At 45.1% G+C, this 19679-nt stretch carries 13 protein-coding genes; 3 read left to right on the forward strand and 10 right to left on the reverse strand.

Features of this window, described 5'->3' with window-relative positions:
* Position 1: 1 nt before the first annotated feature.
* The 4 genes from A7985_RS23060 to A7985_RS23075 all read right to left on the reverse strand — a co-directional run bounded on the left by A7985_RS23060 (position 2) and on the right by A7985_RS23075 (position 5691).
* Complete coding sequence (locus tag A7985_RS23060; protein WP_065792770.1) at positions 2–1168, reverse strand: efflux RND transporter periplasmic adaptor subunit; 1167 nt, start codon at positions 1166–1168, stop codon at positions 2–4.
* Positions 1169–1257: 89 nt separating this feature from the next.
* Positions 1258–3663: an ABC transporter permease gene (locus A7985_RS23065; RefSeq protein ID WP_065792771.1), complete on the reverse strand. Its 2406-nt coding sequence runs from the start codon at positions 3661–3663 to the stop codon at positions 1258–1260.
* 43 nt (positions 3664–3706) lie between these two features.
* Positions 3707–4423 (reverse strand): ABC transporter ATP-binding protein, encoded by a 717-nt coding sequence (locus A7985_RS23070; RefSeq protein WP_065792806.1) that lies wholly within the window; start codon positions 4421–4423, stop codon positions 3707–3709.
* A gap of 17 nt (positions 4424–4440) precedes the next feature.
* The gene (locus A7985_RS23075; protein WP_065792772.1) at positions 4441–5691 is read right to left on the reverse strand and encodes an efflux RND transporter periplasmic adaptor subunit; all 1251 of its coding nucleotides are present in this window, start codon (positions 5689–5691) and stop codon (positions 4441–4443) included.
* 321 nt (positions 5692–6012) lie between these two features.
* Between A7985_RS23075 and A7985_RS23080 the strand changes: the two genes are divergently transcribed.
* The gene (locus tag A7985_RS23080; RefSeq protein ID WP_081310694.1) at positions 6013–7167 is read left to right on the forward strand and encodes a tetratricopeptide repeat protein; all 1155 of its coding nucleotides are present in this window, start codon (positions 6013–6015) and stop codon (positions 7165–7167) included.
* 118 nt (positions 7168–7285) lie between these two features.
* On the forward strand, positions 7286–9097 hold the full coding sequence (locus A7985_RS23085) for a PKD domain-containing protein (RefSeq protein ID WP_065792773.1): 1812 nt from the start codon (positions 7286–7288) through the stop codon (positions 9095–9097).
* Positions 9098–9170: 73 nt separating this feature from the next.
* On the opposite strand, the gene A7985_RS23090 is transcribed toward A7985_RS23085, so the two are convergent.
* The 6 genes from A7985_RS23090 to A7985_RS23115 form a co-directional block, all read right to left on the reverse strand.
* Complete coding sequence (locus tag A7985_RS23090; RefSeq protein ID WP_065792774.1) at positions 9171–11984, reverse strand: hypothetical protein; 2814 nt, start codon at positions 11982–11984, stop codon at positions 9171–9173.
* A gap of 65 nt (positions 11985–12049) precedes the next feature.
* Positions 12050–12292 (reverse strand): hypothetical protein, encoded by a 243-nt coding sequence (locus A7985_RS23095; RefSeq protein WP_065792775.1) that lies wholly within the window; start codon positions 12290–12292, stop codon positions 12050–12052.
* A gap of 101 nt (positions 12293–12393) precedes the next feature.
* Complete coding sequence (locus A7985_RS23100; RefSeq protein WP_065792776.1) at positions 12394–13677, reverse strand: sensor histidine kinase; 1284 nt, start codon at positions 13675–13677, stop codon at positions 12394–12396.
* On the reverse strand, positions 13667–15052 hold the full coding sequence (locus A7985_RS23105) for a sigma-54-dependent transcriptional regulator (RefSeq protein WP_256096839.1): 1386 nt from the start codon (positions 15050–15052) through the stop codon (positions 13667–13669). Before A7985_RS23105 ends, A7985_RS23100 begins: the two co-directional genes overlap by 11 nt.
* Before the next feature lie 64 nt (positions 15053–15116).
* A complete protein-coding gene (locus tag A7985_RS23110; RefSeq protein WP_065792777.1) occupies positions 15117–15968 on the reverse strand; it encodes a D-hexose-6-phosphate mutarotase in 852 nt (283 codons plus the stop codon).
* 134 nt (positions 15969–16102) lie between these two features.
* On the reverse strand, positions 16103–18061 hold the full coding sequence (locus A7985_RS23115; RefSeq protein WP_065792778.1) for a methyl-accepting chemotaxis protein: 1959 nt from the start codon (positions 18059–18061) through the stop codon (positions 16103–16105).
* 164 nt (positions 18062–18225) lie between these two features.
* On the opposite strand from A7985_RS23115, the gene A7985_RS23120 reads away from it, so the two are divergent.
* Positions 18226–19482, forward strand: coding sequence for a hypothetical protein (locus tag A7985_RS23120; RefSeq protein WP_063381477.1), 1257 nt, complete (start codon positions 18226–18228; stop codon positions 19480–19482).
* Positions 19483–19679: the final 197 nt, after the last annotated feature.

The following is a 19679-nucleotide window of genomic DNA, read 5'->3' on the forward strand; positions in this document are numbered from 1 at the left end:
GCTACAGCTTTCCCACATTGTCAGATTCTCCTATACCTTCCTCACTGCCAGCAACTTTAACGGCCATGCCTCGTTGCGGGTATTCAGGTAAAGTGACCACCACAGTATCACTATTTGATAGGCCTTCACCCACCAAGTAATAAGCACCTTCTTCACGGATCACCTGCACTTCACGAGGCTCTAATTCTGCATTTGAGTTTAATAACCAAACAGTTTGATTATTCACTAACTCCTGCGGCAGGCGATAAATCTGTCTTAATGTCTTACCTGCAAATTGAACTTGTACATAGGTGCCAAATTTAATGGCAGGTGCATTGTTAGTGAGTCCGTATGGGTCATCAATACGCACCACCAAGTTATTCATACGCGTTTGCTGGTCGACAACGCCTAAGTCACGATGGATATAGGCTTGGCGCGTAAATCCATTGATACCTTTTTGCGATAGTGTGGCCTCAATACCAGAGACATTTTCAGGCAAGAATATAGAGTCAAAACCCGCAATCGGGATGATTATTTCAGCTTGTTCAATGTTGTTAAGCCTTGCAACCGCCGCGCCCGTATTCACAAATTGACCCAGACCAACGTCTCGAGACACAACGAGTGCATTAAATGGCGACACGACCTCACAGTTATCTAAATCACGCTGTGCTCTACTCAGTGCAGCCTGTGCAGATTTAACGGCCGCATTGGCGCTAAGTAGCTGAGGTTTACGCAGAAATAAGTCGGTGTGCTTTTTGTTAGGAAAGCGTTTAGCTTCATCCGCAGCGACATCTGCTAACGCTTGCTCTTCAATAAGTTGTGCTTTTGCACTAGAAAGTGCGGCCTCTGCTTGCAATACTGCCGCCTGATAATTGTCTTTTTCAATTTTTAAGAGCACATCACCTTTGTTGATAACACCACCAGCCACAAAGTTTGGATGCCAATAGTCAATTTCACCTGACACTTGAACCGACAACATGGTTTGCTCTAACGGCTGAACCTCACCATAACTGTTGATCACCACTTGATGATCTTGAGCTTGTAATGCTTCAACTTCAACGACAGGTCTGGTGTCAACGACATCTGACCCCTCATCGCCTTTTGCAGCAGCATTTATACCCATAAACCCAGCGATACCGATACCCAACGCCACGAAGGGTAATATCCATTTTAGTATGTTTGATTGCATAACCGCACCTATTGATAATTTCCTAATGCTATCTTATCAAGGTTTGCATCACACTGGGTGTGACATTTGTAAGAATCTGTTACAACTCTTCAATCTTTTTTCAACTGCTGGTAGACATGGTGTATATCTATAAAAAACAGTAAGCTAAAGGTCATTAGCAAAGCTAATAAGTAGCAAATTAATAGCGTTAACCCCATTGCAGGTATCACACTGGATGTAATTAGGATGACGCTTGTTGCTAACAGTGTTGCCAAAAAAAAGTGCCCCAGTCGAAGTAACATTTGCTCGCGTATTAACTGGATGCGTTTAGCACCCACCTGCTGTTTAATACGTAGTACGGGGCGCTCACTAAAGGCAAGGTTTCCAAGTAACCCATACAGGCCCACGAGGACTTGTGCAATTATCAAAAAGCACAAGCCAATCCCGCCGTACAAACTAAGTTTGGCAGATTGGTTTAATTCTTCTACTTGTAAAGCAAGCGTTTCGAGCTGCCTAATATTTTGCGTCACTTCTTGACGCTTAAGCACCTGAATCGCCTCTTCTTTACTCATACTTTGACCCGTTTTGAGTTTCACCAGCATATTCGTTTCGTAGAAATTATGTGGGAAATACACAATGGCGTAGAAGCCTGTGTCATGGGTAAAGATATTATCAACAATCCCCAGTAACCGTGTTGGTGCTTGGTGACCATGATAAATCCATTTTCCAATATCACTTGCGTCTAAAGCTAACAAACGTGCTGCTTCACGATTGATAATGACCCCTTCGCGCGCATCGATGTCCCGCACATTAAAATCGCGTCCGGCAACAATTTGCAACGACAGTAAATCGAAATACCCGACCCCCACTAGCTGCGAATGCATCGCGATATGCTCAGCGCTTTGCGGCGTTTTACCAATACGGGCAACATAGCTAAGATCGAATGGCGCAAGGGCGCTCAATGCCACAGCCTCAACTTTCGGGTGAGATTTCAATGCTCGCTGATTGGCTAAAAATAATTGCTTTCGCGCATCCACCTCCGAACTGTCCTGGCCCCACGAAACTTGTTGACGTTCAATAAACAATACGCCGTTAGGTTCTACGCCCGTAGGAATGAAAAGGCGATTTGCAAAATACACAAATAGCCAAAAACTCAAACATAGTACCACCAAGCCCACGCTCAGTTGGGTCACTAACACACTATTACTCAACCAAATAGGTAACTGTTTCGCTTGACCTTTATTACCACCGTGAAGCTGACTATGTAGGTGCTGAAGAGGCAACTGCGCAAATCCACAATACGCAAAAAAAACAGATATTAGCAGCGCCGCCACCACCATGACTATGTGATGCCACCAGCTCACACGTAGCCAGTTCATGTGGGCATAGGTATCTGCTGCAAGGTTTCTGATCACAACAACGCCAAGTTCACTGAGTAACATCGCACCAATTGCCGCAATGAAAAATAGCGTACCAAGTTGAACTAAATGTGCACTGCGCAATGTGCCCACCTTAGCCCCCAACGTCACTTTCAGGGCTAACTCGGCTTGTTGCTTTTTAAAATCTAGAAAGTAATACGTAAATAGATTGACCAGTGTGATCAATAAAAAAGCTGCACCTCCCAAGAACACCCAATTGCCAATATTTTGTACTTCCCCCTTTATCAGTTTTGTAAGAGGCCTATATTCAAAATTCAGCTGTAATTCTTTACTCTGTTCAATACTTACTAAGCTCTCTCTGAACTTTTGATTTAGGTGAGCGACCACTTGTGAAGCCATTGGTTTAATTTCGCGCTCGGATTTAAGCCGACCCACAACGAATGTTTCGTATCTCACCGACAAATGCTCTCGTAGTGGGTTTTCTCGATCAACAACCGCCGTAAAGTCGACAAATACATCGGTATGATGATTGGCATTCTTTAATTGAGGTATGCGATCACTACATTCAACCACCCCAACAACACGGTAACTCTGTCGATCTAAGTGAATGGTACGCGAGATTATATCGGTCACGGCCCCTTGCAGCGTATCTCTCGACATCAAATAGCGTTTTGCAAAACATTCACTCACGACCGCTTCTCTACTTGCGCTGTGAGCATTGCGCCGACTATCAAAGGGTCGACCTGCGCGTAAGTTCAATCCAAATAATTCAAAATAATTGGCATAAGTGTACGCCATGTTCACTTGCGGCTGCGCTCTGTGTCCTTCGAGTAGACTTTCTCCAAAATAAATGGGGGTCACAAGGTCCAATTGAGAAGAATTATCCGCAATATACTGTGCGGCAATATTTGAAAGCGCCCCGTTCATAACTAACTGGCCTTGTTTGTCAGCGATAGCGCCATGCAACCAGACCAATCTATCTGCATCTTTGTAAGGGAGTGGTGAGTAAGCATGCCAAGCGATCAAACTCACCAATAACCCACCAGCTAGGGCAAATGCCAACAAAACAACAAATAACAGAGTGAATCTGACATTTTTATACAGCGCTAAGATCGCGCTGAATTGCTCATTCCACATAGGATGTTTCCTCACGTTCTACTGCGTCCATATTCAGCATGGGCTACAACGGTAGTGAACCGGTTACGAACGGTGTTGCCGATTTATACGCTGTACCGAGCAATTCACCATCAAAGAGTTTAATTTGTCTCGATGCCATACCCGCATATCGAGGATCGTGAGTAACCATACAAATGGTAGCCCCCTGCAAGTGCAACTCACCAATTAATGACATCACCGCATCGCCGCTTTTTGAATCTAGGTTGCCAGTCGCTTCATCTATTAACAAAATACTCGGCCGTGTCACCAAGGCTCTCGCAATGGCTACGCGCTGCTGTTGTCCGCCAGATAGCTGATTTGGTGTATGCGTAATTCGGTGAGATAGCCCAACTTTATCTAGGCACTCCAGCACAACGTCTTTTGCGACCTGAGCACTAGGTCTAGGCTCACGATAACGCAGCGGCAATGCAACATTTTCAAACACCGTCATGGAGTCGACAAGATTGAATGATTGAAATATAAAGCCGATATGCTGATTTCTAAATGCCGCGCGCTGGTCGACAGTTAAAGTATCTACTGACTGCCCTGCCAATGTGTAGCTGCCCGACGTGGGCGGCTCTAGCAACCCCATAATTGACAGCAACGTCGACTTACCACACCCTGAGGGCCCAGATACCGCAACAAATTCCCCTTGCTCGATGGTAATATCGATATTTCTCAACGCATGTGTTTGCAAGTCTGCAGTTTCAAATACCTTCCCGATACCTGCCATTTCGATCATGTTTTTCATATCAGCTCCTATTGCATCTCGAGGGTTGTGCTTTGCTGAACTAGGTGATTGAGATCTGAAATAATCACAGACTGCCCTGCTTGGAGGCCTTGCTCCACAACAATGTAACGACCAGTTTGCTCACCAAACTCTACATTTATTAACTCCAGCCTGTCAGCGCCCAAAACTCGATACAGACGTCCATTTTGCACTGTTGATTGGCTGCTCGGCCGACGAATGTATACTACATCTTGCAGGTTTTCGATGATAATAGCCGCTTCAACACTCATCTTAGGCATTGTGGATGTTGGTAAGTCACTTGGTAAAGCAGCCTCAACTAACACACTGTGGTTGGTTACAACAGGGTCAATACGCGTAACGAAAGCAGCCACCTCAGTATTGCGAATCATTACTTTAACACGCTGCCCCAACTTAATTTTTTGCGCCTCTGATTGCGCAACCTGTAATACAGCAGTCAACTCTTTTTGGTTACCGATAGACGCAATGTAGCCACCACTTTGCACATTTTCACCCACAGCTAACGGCATCTGCTCTATCACCCCGTCACTGGGGGCACGAATCGTGAGTGCCGCAACCTTGCGATGCAATGCCACAAGCTCCAGCTCCTTTAACGAGACTTTATTCTTGGTTATGGCCAGCTCTTTACTATGCATGGTGTGAAGTTGCGACATTCGCGCTTGCGCACTGCCAATTCGGCGTTTCATGCTGTCTCGCTCGGCCTGAGTTTGCAAAAATGAAAATTGAGATACAATACCTTGCTTTGCCAATTCATGCTGCGCACGATAGCGAATTTGCAATGTTGATAGCTTACCCATCATACGATCTAGCGTCGCCTGCTCGGTGAGCATCTCTCGGTGTTGTCTGATTTTATCTATTTCATATTGTATCTTTAGTGCCTCAAGTTGTTGTTGCATTTGCGTAAGCTGTAGCGCCAAGTCATCATTTTTCAGTGTCGCAATCACTTCACCTTTTTTTACCGATTGACCCGCCTTCCTCACAACTTCGACAATAATTCCTGCACTTGGCGTTGTAATAATTTGCTGCCGTGCACTCTTCAACTTACCAAAGGCCTCCACCTGTAACGTTAACGGGCCGCGCTTAGCGGTATCTATTATGAGCGAGTGTCGTGCAACACCCATTACTGAATTGGATTGATACCAAAACACCGCAAGGCTTAAAATTAAACAGGCCAGCCCAGCCAGAAACCAGCGGTATTTACGTGCTTTGGTGTGTTGTCGCGGCGGAAGGTTTATGTCCATACATTATTCACTCTTCAAAATAGCTCATCATCAAATGTAATATTGGCAATCTACAGAGCCAGAAGCGTACCAAAAATAAAAACTATAATTTTCATACCCTTATGGAAAAACGTAACTTTTACAGGTAGCAAATTCGAAAATACTGCGTGTCAATTCCGGAATTGAAACAACGAAATATAAAAACCATATCCTAGGTGCTAAGCCACATTCGTTGTAGACACGCTTGGCATTCAGTTCCTTTTTTATTGATAAATAATTGATAAATTTAAAGATTAGTGACATAAAGTAGCTATTATTTGTCATCTTGAAGGAATTATTTTTATGATGAAAAGCTTGGCGTTACTCTCTATTTTGTTTCTAATAACTGCCTGTAATAGCTCAAAAGAAGTGCCAGAAACAGCGATTCCCTTCGTTAATACTCTGTTTAGTGAAAATGCATTTCAGGTCCAACCCACCATTGAAGAATCCGAGATATTCTTACTACCACAACAAGAACAGCGGAAGTTTTTAGCACACTTCAATAAACAGGTAGAACAAGGGATACGACCTGATAAAGTTGTATTTAATTATCTGGAGCAACGTTTAGATAACTTCACATATGATGGAGCAACACTCACGGCACAGGAGTCTTTAACTAGAAATGAGGGGAACTGCATATCACTGGCAATTTTAACGCAAGCATATGCTAATCTCGCACAGATAGAAACCACCTTTCGAGAGGTTGGCACGATCCCTGTTTTTCGCAAAGATAATAACACCATCCTGATCTCAAACCATTTTCGAACTAAACTACTGGCCCCAAAGCGCGTCACTGGTGCAAACGAATTTGAAATTCTTCGCGCAGGCACTGTGGTAGATTATTTCCCTGCTCAGGATAGCTTTTTTATAGATGCGGCACACTATCACGATCTCGTCGCAAAGTATTACGCGAATAAGTCTGTGGACGCCCTGCTAGATGAACAATTTGATGAAAGCTACAGTTTATTAACAAAAGCACTGATCTATACCCCATATGACCCAGAGTTAATTAACCTTGCCGCCGTTTTACACCGCCGAAGCGATAAAAAAGCGCACGCATTACAGATTTTCGAATACGCAAAAAATCACGGACTCACCAGCCAAAATTTACTGGTGAATTACCTGTCTTTAGCCAAAACACAAACCAATCCTGTCCTCGTTGCGCACCTTGAAGCAAGCTTAGACAGTAACGCCTCGACCCCTTTCGACAAGATTCAAGTCGCTCAGCGCTCTGTCAAAAAGGGTAAATATAACAAGGCAATAAGGGAGTTGAAGGAAGTCATTTTGGAAGTGCCCTATATCCCAGAACCGTATTTTGAACTGGCACGTATTTACTATGTAAAAGGTGAATTGGACATGACGGCGCGCTTTCTGACTCTTGCCGTTGAAAAATCTTCCGATCCTGAAAAACGGGCACTTTTTCAAGCTAAGCAAGACGCGCTCTCAAGCAACAGATAAAAAAATACACACAATAAAAATATTTAATTATCAATTTCTTTACAATTGGGTTTTATAGGATTATTTTGTTTTGTGGATGTTTAATTTTTATTCAACACCACACTAACAAGGAACATAAATGAAAACTCGTTATTTACTATCTGCGCTCGCGCTCGCATCCGCGAGCAGCGTTGCGCAAACAACTGCACTCACTGAAGCACAGATGATGCAATACACCAGCAAAGCAAGCATGGCTACGATTGGTAAACGTGCTGAATTAAATTTAGAAATTCAGCCTCATGCCATTGCGACATTCACTGGTGACAATGCAACTCAAGTTATCACCCAAAAAGTCTCCCACCCTAATGCGAGCTATTTAAAGCTACATTTTAAAAACATTAGCTTAGCGGGCGGTGGCAAATTGGTGGTCCGTTCAGAGGATGGCAGTGAGCGCTATGAATACACTGAACAAAATATGCGTGCCGCAACGCTCAGCCAAGGCGATGATGGTGTCACTAGTTTCTCTGCCATGTCTATTTCTGCGGATACCGCAGTTGTAGAGTACACACCTGGCACTCAGAACACAGTCAGTCAAAATGCCATCATCGATTACTATGACCATGGCATTGAAAATGAATTACACATGGCGCCTGCAGCAGACGTAGGGATCAGCTCTACTTGTGGCGCGATGGAAAGAAAGGACGTTCAGTGCTGGGCAAGCACTCACCCGACTGAGTTTGAGCGTAGCCGTCCTGTTGCTCGCCTGCTGATGAATGGCAGTGGCTTATGTACCGGCTGGCGTGTTGGTCCAGACAACCGTATGTTTACCAATAACCACTGTGTAGAAAGTGCATCAGAACTATCCAACACTGAGGTATGGTTCAACTATCAACACACATCATGTAATGGCTCGACACGTGAGACCGTGGTGAAAGTAACCGGTAAAGACTTCCTGTCAACAGACTATACTCTGGATTATACGCTATTCACGATTAACGATTTCGCCAAAGCTCAACCGTTTGGTTACTTTGGCTTAGATGTGCGCAATGCGACACAAGGTGAGCGCATCTATATCCCTCAACACGGTTCGGGTAATCCGAAAGAGCTGTCTATTGAGTCAGATCGCGACACCGATGGCTTATGTTCAGTGAATAATGCCAATGCCAATGGCAGAGGGACTGGTACAGACTTAGGTTACTACTGTGACACCATTGGCGGCTCTTCAGGCTCACCGGTACTAGCTGCGGCGACTAACAAAGTTATTGCTTTACACCACTTAGGCGGTTGCCATAACAAGGGGGCAAAAGTCAGCTTGATTTGGCCAAAAGTGGCATCACACTTCAATAACCAAATCCCTGATGGTGACAACAATAGCGATCCGATGCCGGTTGCTGACTTCTCGCTCAATTGTAATGCGCTCAGTTGTAACTTTGATGGCAGTGCATCAAGCTCTCCAAATGGTGCAATTAGCCAATATGAGTGGAACTATGGTGACGCCTCCAGTAACGGCTTTGGTGCTACCGTTAACCACAACTATGCTTCATATGGTAAGTACACTGTTTCGTTAACGGTAACCGACTCAAGTGGCGCCTCAGCGACAACATCAAAAGACGTTACATTGGTAGACCCAAATAATGACCCAGCGAAGCTCATCAATGGGGTTGCAAAAGAAGGGTTGAGCGGCGCACGATCTGATACTGCATTCTATTACCTCGACCTACCAGCCGGTGCATCTAATGTCACGGTGAGTATTTCTGGCGGTTCTGGTGATGCCGATCTGTATGTACGAAAAGGTGACAAACCGACCACCTCAACGTATGACTGCCGCCCTTATCGCTGGGGTAATAGTGAAACATGTAACATCACAGGTGGCGCAGGTAAATATTGGGTCATGTTGCGTGGATATAGCGCATATTCTGGCGTTAAGCTTGTAGCGAGCTACACTGAGTAAGTAATTTAGTTCTAACAAACCAACCAATTGTAAAGGCGGACGTCAGTCCGCCTTTTATATTTAAGATAACGCGTTACAAAGCATGCCAAATACCAAGCCAAGCGCGCCACTCATCTTCAAATTCATCACTGTTCACTCGACTTAACCCGATATCTAAGCGCAAATTAGACACACCGGCAGGCGCAAACTGTGCGGCATTGCCCAGCACCTTGCGACTCAAATCGAGCTGCCACTTTGCCCCCCAGCTTTGTGCGATGAATTTGCTGTCTAGACGATGACGTTTTATAAATAAACGCGGCATCCCAAGCTGCCAACTGGTTGCAAATTCATACCCTAAATAGTGCTTACCCGTTGCAAAAAAGAAAGGTAACTCAGCGCCTTGTACCATAGCAGCACTAAAACCTTCATAGATACTATTAATACTATATCCGCCAAGGTGCAACGCCGCCGACGTACGGTATCGATTACTAGACTTCAAGATAATTGGCCACTCCCAGAGTTTGGCATAACCCCCTAGTTCAACGCGGTGACCTTGACTTTCCCCCCAAATGTAAGCAGCATCCACATTAGCACCCAACGCAAAAGTCTGTTGATCATGCAAATATGAAAATCGACTGCCCAACCAATAGCTGTGATGCAAATTCGATGTCTGTTTTTCTGCATGCCATCCTACACTCGGCTGCCAGCGCCATTTATCGCCTTCTCGTGACGTCGTGAGTTCTAATGAATTAGACCAACTGTCGAAATGAGTCCGCTCTGTCAGTCGTTTGCCCGCTTGCCTGTCGAGGTTTAAATCGAACACGCTCAATGCATTGTGTAGTTGAAAACCTTGAGCCTGATACTTCAAGTCCGCATAACCGCCCTTTAAAAACGCATTACTGGGGCTCAGATTGGCACCCACTTGCCAACTGATCTGCTTCAATACATCCGAACCCGTAAAACCCAAGCCCAAACTGTACTCGCTTGCAGATGCACCATGCAAAGCCATCGTCGCAGACCAATCTTGATCAATCGCTTGATAAGGCGAGATTTGCCATTGCGCGGCGCTGTTATCTGTACCCAGTTTTGTGGTATTTCTAGGCAGTTTGGTCTTCACCATTGTCCCGGCATGCTGAGGTACAGAAAGCGCAGACAGCTTAGACCCATATGCTGTACTCTCTAAAAATAGCAACTGCGCATCAAGGTGACCTATTACCTCCTCAAATACATGGCCACCTGTGTTGAGTAAACGCAGTACTCGAGTGGATAAATCATACTGATATACCCCTAACTCCCCTTGGCGCCCTGCAATAAAATACAATATATTCAATTTGTTATGCCATCTAGGTGCCGTAACATACTGAGTATACTCCGGCAGGGGGACAACTTCGTTGCTCTTTTGCAGCGAATTAATGGGCGCAATATGTATTTGCCATCCAAGCTCTGGCGTTTGTTTCAAATAAGCAAGCCGTTGCCCTGATCCGTCCATGACAGGATAATCAAAAGCGGTATGTAAACTGCCTGCCAATAGATCTGCCACGGTCTGCGTCTCAAGGTTAAAACGCACTAATTGAGACAGCCCATTGTGAACACGTTCAGCGATGATCTCAGTCTGGTTGATAAAGGTAAATCGACGCACCCCTAAATTATGGGAGACGCGTACAGCGTGGTTGTTGGAAATATCCCAGCGATATAAATCATTGATGCGATTACCCGAATTGGTTTTATTCATCGCAACAAAATACAGTGTTTCTTCATTCGCCCATTGAGGATGCGAGACGCCTGAAAAATTAACTGGCACATAAGAAGCCAGCACTTCATGCAAGAATGAATCAGGCACTTTATCAGGAATATCGCTGGGATCCTTTGCCAATAACGCGGCTTGTTGCTGATTAAACTGTGTCAGTGCCTGGTCATTTTGCTCACTGGCATAAACGCTTAATCGCGTTCTACGCTCTCTATCTATCTCAACCGCAACAAATTGACGCTTATTTGGTGAGAGTTGAATGCCGCGAGCTGCAAAAGGAAAACGCATAAACTCATGACTAGCAGAGGGCGCCATCTGCTGTTCCTCTTGCATTGCTTGGTAGGTAAATTCAGCAATAAAACGACGATACAACTGCTGCGCGGTTTGGCCAAATATCCCGCTGAACGCAGATTCAAAACCGCGCGCTTCAACGGCAACGAGGCGAGTCCAAACGGCATCTAAAGTATCCTCCCCATGCCGCTTTTCTAGCCAAGCCAAGAACCGTGCACCAAGCAAGTAGGCCATCGCACTGGCGCGATAGCTACCGTCTCCAAAGTTTAGTGCTGAATACGGCAGTAATGCGCCCTGACGCGCAAACGCACGCAATAAAGCCTCGCTATAATTATCAAATAACCGACCTTTACCTGTCAGTTTAGACTCTTGTAAGGTGGCATACCCTTCCGCTACCCAGCGAGGTAATGCCGCTGTTGCTAAGTCATAACCATCATTTAAATCTCGCAGCCACTGTTTATTGTTATGCCTGCTAGGTTGAGATAAATGCACTAAGTGAATGTATTCATGTAAAACCAGTAATTGAAGCCAGCTTTGGTGGTGGGCAATTTCCATGTCCGATTGCGGTGGCGTAACATACAACACCATCAAGGGGCTATCAGAGCTAGGCAGTGCATAACCGTTCGGCAAATTAAACGGATCTAAGATCACAGCATCCACGATGACATCGAGCGCACGCGATTGCTCAACCAATACTTGTGAACGCACTTTTTCTAATTCAGTCGCCGTGGCTGTGCCCCACGCGCGGTGTTGAGGTTGGAAATGTATTTTAAAATGTGGGGTAGAAATGGTCAGCCATTCGTTGCCATATGCCGCTAATGAACTCACCCAAAGTCCAGCCACTAAAAACAGTAGCATGCCTTTTCGCATTGATTATCCCTTGCACGATTACCTTACCTATGAACAGTAAGCCAATTTTCGTGTTCAAGAAAGGGTTAATCGTGACGTGCCATCGCACCTAGAGAAGTAAACAGCGTTAATATTATTCCGACAACGAAAAATGCCGCCATAGAAAACAAGGCGCTAAGACCAAGCGTAAATTTCGCCACAGCCATCGCTGCGGCAACACTCCACACACTCACACGGCTTAGCCACAACTTTGTATGATTTGGAAGTTGCATATTCTTTAGAACAAAAGTCATGAGCAAAAAAGCTATAAACGGATACAACACTAACATAATGCACTCCTCGCTGCGTTAGCCAAACCATATTGTGGCCTATGCGTTGTGCACAGCCACTCAGAGATAGGAATAGAATTATATAGTAATGAGAATTATTATCAATTGGGTAAGGCGATTTTTATTTCCGCTCCGTGTAAACCATTGCTTACTGTTAGGCTCCCACCATGCTGCTCAATAATTTGCCGACTTAACGTGATGCCAATTCCCTGACCATCCGACTTGGTAGAGTAAAATGGGGTCATTGCGTTGTCTAAATTTGCAAATCCACCACCTTGATCTGCAATTGAAATCACCACATGGCGAGCCTGATAGTTAGCGCTAAGTTGCACATATTTACCAGGCGGTTGCTGGGTTAAATTCGCTTCAAATGCATTTTTAAGTAGGTTTATAAGTACTTGCTCCAATAACTGCGGATCGCACGAACAAAAACGCACAGAGCACTCCAAGTCGATGTGTTGATCATCGTACATTTCGCTGAATAGCTTTTTGATGGACATCAAAAGATCGTTCAGCACTACCTTTTCTCGACGTAAATCTAGCGGCCTAGCAATTTGATTATAACGCGCCACAAACTGTTGAAGGTGAGCACTGCGCTGCTCGATAACGGTCAAAGCATTTTGGTCTCGCGGTTGTGCTACTTTCGATCTCAAACTTTGGGCCAATGAGCTGACCGGAGACAACGAGTTATGTATTTCATGACCAATGACTCTGAGCAGTCGCTGCCAAGCCGCTAGCTCTTGGTGGCGCAAGGCCTTGCGCACATCCGTTGCAATGACTAAGCGGTGCCTTTGCCCCGCTTCGAAAAACTCGCTGCTATGTAAAGTCCAATTTTGACGCAATGAGTCGTGTTTAAAGCGCCACTCCCCATGCTGATTTTCGAGGTCTAGTTGTTCAATAGTACGCCCTTTCGCACTTTGCCAAGGGACATGATAAATCAACTCAAACGCCGGATTAGCATAACTGAGCTCATCATTATCATCGAATATCCAAATTGGGCTAGATAGCTTGTCAATCAGTTGATATACCACGAACAACTGACGATTGTATTTCGCTTTATCCCTGTGTAGCTGCTCACTCAGTGCCACCAATCTATGCTCAAATTCGGCCACTTCACCAGACAAAAAATGAGGCTTCAACTGATGGTTAAAGTCGCTTTGCTGCATGGCTTCAAGTTGAATATTCGCACGTTTAAATACCCCTATAACGCGCTTGTTCAATCGCAGTGCGAAAGCTTGTAAGACCGTAAAAATGCCCAGGCCAACCGCCACAGCAGAATAAATCGAAAGGTAAAAATGATTAACGCACACACATATCAGTAGGCCAATGAAGCTATTCAACATCAGCATATATAGCTGAAGACCTCGCTCCAAGTTAGCCTTCATTCTTTAATCCGTATTTATCAAGTCGCCGATATAGTGAAGACTTACTTATCCCGAGTCGTTTAGCAGAGCTGCCCACCATCCCCTTTTCCTCAGAGAACACTCTGGTAATTGCTGCCTTTTCAATCTCTGCAAGCGTTTGCTGTTGAGCATATGAAACACCGTGTTGGGGTGTGGGTTTTAAGTTTGATCTGGCCAAACGCAGCTGACAATCATGCAACACAATTTGATCGCCATCACTCATCAGCAAAGCACGTTCCATCACATGACTGAGCTCACGAATATTGCCCGGCCATGGGTAGCTTTGCAGTGCAGCTATCACTTCATCACTCAATGGTTTGACTGCCATCTGGTATCGCTGCGCATGATGTGCCAATACGTATTGTGCAAACGGCACAATATCTTCTTTACGTTGTCGCAGAGGAGGCAGTTCAAATACAAAGGTATTTATGCGATACAGTAAGTCATTGCGAAACAAACCTTGTTCAACCAACTCATTCAGATCTGCATTAGTCGCACAGATCACACGGACGTCACTGCGAAGGGTCTGACTACTGCCCAGTACTTCGTATTCACCCGACTCTAGCACTCGCAATAGCTTGGCTTGCAAAGGCATTGCTAACGTAGCAATTTCATCCAAAAACAATGTACCACCATCTGCGGTCGTAAACCGACCATCTCGAGCCATTTTTGCATCCGTGAAAGCCCCTTTCATATGACCAAATAATTCGCTTTCAAAAAGGCTGGCTGACAGGGCACCGACATTAACACTCACCAAGGGGCCCTGTGCTCTTTGGGATTGTGCATGCAGCTTTTCCACTGCATGGCTTTTACCCACGCCACTCTCGCCACAGAGCAAAAGAGCCGCATCTGTGCGTGCAATACGTGATAACTGAGATTCCAAAGCGCGCATTATGGGTGACTGCCAAATATAGCCTTGTTGGCTTTTGACTGTCTTTGGTAAATGGTTACTGAGCTGCGCTAAGCGTGCTTTTTGACGATCAGCTAGCCTCACTTGCTGTTGGATTGAGGCCAGTAATGCGTCGTTTTGCCAGGGCTTTTCAATAAAGTCACTGGCGCCCATCTGCAATGCTTGAACAGCAAGCGAGACGCTTCCCCAACCAGTCAGACATATAACGGCAGGAGGCTCAGGTTGCGTATGTAACCAGTGTAAAAACCCAAGACCTTCCTCTCCTGAGGTGGTATCCCGCGTGAAATTCATATCGAGTAAAATAAGTGATATCGCCTTTACGCTCAGTAACTGTTTAGCAATATCGGGGGATTCGGCTTCAATGACATCAAAGCCTTGATCTTCTAAAAAGTAAGCGATGCTGAGTCGCACTTCTACGTTGTCATCAATGATCAATACGGTCATCATTAATACTGCGTATCCCAACCAATAAATATCGCTAGGATACGCCAATCAAGTAGATTCTAAAAGATTACAACCAGCGAACTTTTGTCATCAGAGTGTGACTTTGACCCGGCTCGACCGTTGCGATGTCTTCTAGCACATTGGCAGCTTCCAAACACAACATGCCCAAGTACTCTTCGTCTTGGAAGTTACTTAAACGCTTAGATTTCGCAATCCACGGATTCCAAAGCACACATGAAGTGGAGTTTTCTCTAGATACTTCAATCACGCCATCTGGCGTGCGAATTGTTTGCACGGGCGCCGCCTGTGTGTAAACCATATCTGTTTCACGGGCAAATTCGACAATGCCATCCTGCTTAAACGGCCCTTCCCCAAACTCGATAAATTGTGCGCCTTGCAACCCGTCTACTTGGGTCGCCTTGATATCTGAGGTAGGCAAGTAAGTATGTAATGCTTGAGTAAGTGAAAACGGCTCATTACCTAAATTTGTATTGGTCAGCCTTACTTCCAATGCATCGCTCAGAATGAACTCAACCTCAAGCCTAGATTCATGAGGCCAGTAAGTATCGTCTATCATCACCATAGGCAACGACAAAGAAATACGCACAGCCTCAGCGGTTTCAATAACCTGCTCAGCTCGCCAAACGACTTTTCTCGCGACACCATGCGCTGGCCAGTCAGGGTTTTCATGCGTGCCAAACCAAGGCCAACAAATCGGAATACCACCTCTGACAGACTTGCCCTCCTGATAGTCTTCATCAGCAGATACCCACATCAAATCAGCTTTTCCAGTCGGAATAAACTCCGTAAGTTGCGCCCCCTGAAGAAAGATCTTTGCTTGGCATAATGGGCTGTTTACCTCAAAATACTCAAGCCCTGTTTCGGTTCTCGCTAATTTTACCGATTCGGAAAATTCCATGATCCACCTATAAATTGTCTCTAACTGTCCTTACATTACCGACCCACTTTCACCGAGTAAACCTCATTTACGCACTATGAATGATCTTCAACAATTTTGATTAAAATAGCGGCAAATTTTACATTTTTATGGGCTTAAACTTTAAATTTACCCACCAGCTCTGTGAGCTGATGTGATAAGCCTGTCATTTTTTCTCCATTATCACAGGTGTCATTGGCAATCACACTGACACTATCCGCGGCATTTTTTATCTCTACCACATTGCGATTGATATCTTCCGCAACATGTTGCTGCTCTTCGGCCGCCGTAGCAATTTGGGTATTTAGATCACTGATATTTTGAATAGACTGAGTTATCTCGATAAATTGATTTTGCGCCGAGTGCGTCAATTCCACCGTCTTTTCCGTTCTGGTTAAACTGTTTTTCATGTCGCTCGACACGCCTTCGGTCATTTTGCGTAGCTTATCAAGCTGAGACGCAATTTCTTCTGTCGACTCGGAAGTACGCTGCGACAATGCGCGTACCTCGTCAGCGACTACCGCAAACCCCCGTCCATGCTCTCCTGCCCGGGCCGCCTCAATCGCAGCATTCAGTGCTAATAAGTTAGTTTGCTCAGCAATTCCACGGATCACACTCAAGATCGACATAATGTTTTCGCTTTCACTGTCGAGTTTTGTGATGTCCGTTGTCGCACGGTTAATCACATCAGACAGATCTGCCACGCTGTGAACCGTTTCTGTGATCACGGTTTGACCAAGCTCAGACGCATGCTGCGTTTGCGTAGCAAGCTCTGCGGCATTGGCGCAACTAGACGCGACTTCATTAGCTGTGGCTGCCATTTCGTTGATTGCCGTTGCGGCCATCTCCAACGCTTGTTGCTGTGAACTTGTGGAGCCCGTTAATTCATCGGCTTGCCCTGCCGTTGCCAGCGCTGTTTGATTGACCTGTTGAGCACAGTGATTGATTTGCTGTACCAGCTGCGCAATGAGATTGAGAAATTGGTTAAAACTCTCCGCCAATCTGCCCGTTTCATCTTGCGTATTCACGTCCAATCGCTTAGTTAAATCCCCGCCACCTTGAGATATCGCCGTCAAGCCGTCACTCACATTCACAATCGGGCCTGAAAGTAAGCCCGCAATATACGTTGCCAACACAATGAAAACAGCCACTAATATCAGGCTAATCACAATGAGTGTCCACATCATGTTGTTGGCCGTACTCATCACTTCTTGTTGCTCCACAAAAGCGATGAATTTCCAGCCCAGTGTTTTTGACGTATAAATATTTGAAAAATATTCGGTACCATCGATGGTAATTTCAAACAGCCCGTCGGGGCTGCGGTTGAGCTCACGATACAGGCCATTTTCGACTTCATCGATGTGTTTAAAGGTGTAATCAGGGTGCTTCGCATTCACCAAAATCGTGCCGGTATCTTCTTCCAACATCAAATAACCCGTTTCACCCAATTTAATACTTTTGATAATATCGGTTAAACCCTTCAAAGAGACATCCATCCCCTGAACGCCAATAAACTGGCCATTAGACTTCACGGCCTTAACCGTTGAAATAATCGCTGTATCGTCGGGCTCCCAATAATAAGCATCCGTCAATGAGGTTTGCCCATTCGCGCGCTTGCCAGTGGTGTACCAAGGCCTTACGCGGGGGTCATATTGTGCACTCACCTGCCCTTTAGGCCACTGAATATATCCCCCTTCAGGGTTGCCAAAGTAGATGTATGAAATGCCCGGATGGGAGCGGCCAAACTGATTATACAAATCAAAGAGTCGCTGCTCCACAGTAGTGCCCGTATCAGGTGTCATTTGTTTTGCACTGGGGTTATCAATGTATACTGAAACATTAGTACCGCCATTTTGCACATCTGGGTGACCGGACAGGTAAGTGACATTCTTCGCCACTTCATCAAAAAACATGCTGATCCCATTGTCTATTTGCTGTGCCTCTCGGCTGCTCATTTCAACAAATTTATCAATGGCAAGCTGTCGAGTTTGACTGATCACAATGGCGGCAATAATGACGAGCGGGACAACAATGGCAGTGATGAATGCGAGACGTAACTTTTGCGAAATATTCATAGCGAAAACTTCCTGTGAGCATTCAAAAAATATAGTTGTAGATCCTCAACTATACAAAAAGATTAAAAATTTTCAGTGAGCTCAACACTTAATCCCACTGTGCAAACTAATCAATAGTCAACTACGCTTAGGAGCAATAGCCACTGTTATATGGATGTCCACCCATGCCGCTTAATACCAAAGCATGTCTTGCCATCGCACTTGTACTGCAAGTGGGCGCTACGCCTGCTTTAGCCTCAGATGAAGAGCTGGCAGAGCTCAAGCAGCAGCTGCTCAAGTTACAACAGCGGATCACCCAGCTTGAGAAAACCAAGCAAGCTGAGGCTAAACAAAAAGCTAAGGCTAAAGAACAGGCCTCTAAACCAAGCATCAAAGTCGGTGGTGCCGTGCGCACAAACTTCAGTCATACATCGTACGACGATGACAATAAAAATCGAGGTGGCGATTTTGAGTTAGATGTATTTCGCATAAATTTCTCAGGCAATATTGGCGGCTTTGGCTTAAACGCCGAGTGGCGGTATTTCGATTATATGACTGCGGTAAAGTATGCCTACCTCTATTATGACTTTGCTAAAGACTGGCAAGCGCAAGTTGGTTTAACCAAAGTGCCATTCGGTAACTGGCCATATAATTCCCATAGTTGGTTCTTTGGCACAACCTATTATGTTGGGCTTGAAGATGACCATGACATGGGGGTGCTATTCAAACGTAAACTTGCAGACAACTGGCAACTCGATCTCGGTTTCTTTAAAAACGATGAACTAGGCGGTGTAGATGGATATGTAGAAGATCGCAGCGATCGCTACTCCTATGATATTGTTGGCTTTAGATCCCCCACAGATGGAATCTATGACGACCCCACACAACCACTCGGTGAATACAATACCTTTTCTGGGCGCTATGGTTATCACTTCAAGCACAGCGGTGGTACCACCGAGTTAGGCGTTTCGGGTTTAATGGGGGACTTGCATAATGGGGTTTCAAAAGCGGGAGATTACCAAGCCTGGGCGGTACATTTAAACGCCAATATTGGACCGTGGAATTTACAACTACAGCACGGCGAATATGACTATAACATCGCCAGTGTCGATCGCATTGCAGTGGGTGCTTACGCGTTTTACGACTCAATCGCCGCGCAAGCGACCATGTCCAATATGAACATTGCTTATAGCATGAAAGTAAAATTGGGCCCAATTAACTCTCTGCAGTTTTATAACGATTTTGGCATTATCTATGACAAATCGGACAACAGCAGTGATACTTGGATGAATGTGACTGGCGTGTCTATGTCTGCGGGCGCTTTCTTTTCTTATTTAGACTTTGTCAATGCGAAAAACCAGCCATTCGTCGGTGGTTCAATTGCAGGTGACAGCGACGATACGGAGCGCCGTTTTAACTTAAACTTTGGTTACTACTTTTAAACACCTGATACCGAGCAGGACAAGAGACGAAATTTATTCACCAAAGTGCGACTTTTTTTCCGTCATGAGGATATTTGATTCTGGGTTGCACTTTATTTACAACAAAAATCACAAAACTATGTTTTTTATGGTTAATTTTGTAAACCCAATTTAATTAAAGCGCACTTGGATGGTTCCAATTCATAACAAATATTACG

Origin of the sequence: Pseudoalteromonas luteoviolacea (assembly GCF_001696455.1) — a bacterium.
Lineage (GTDB): Bacteria > Pseudomonadota > Gammaproteobacteria > Enterobacterales > Alteromonadaceae > Pseudoalteromonas > Pseudoalteromonas luteoviolacea_C.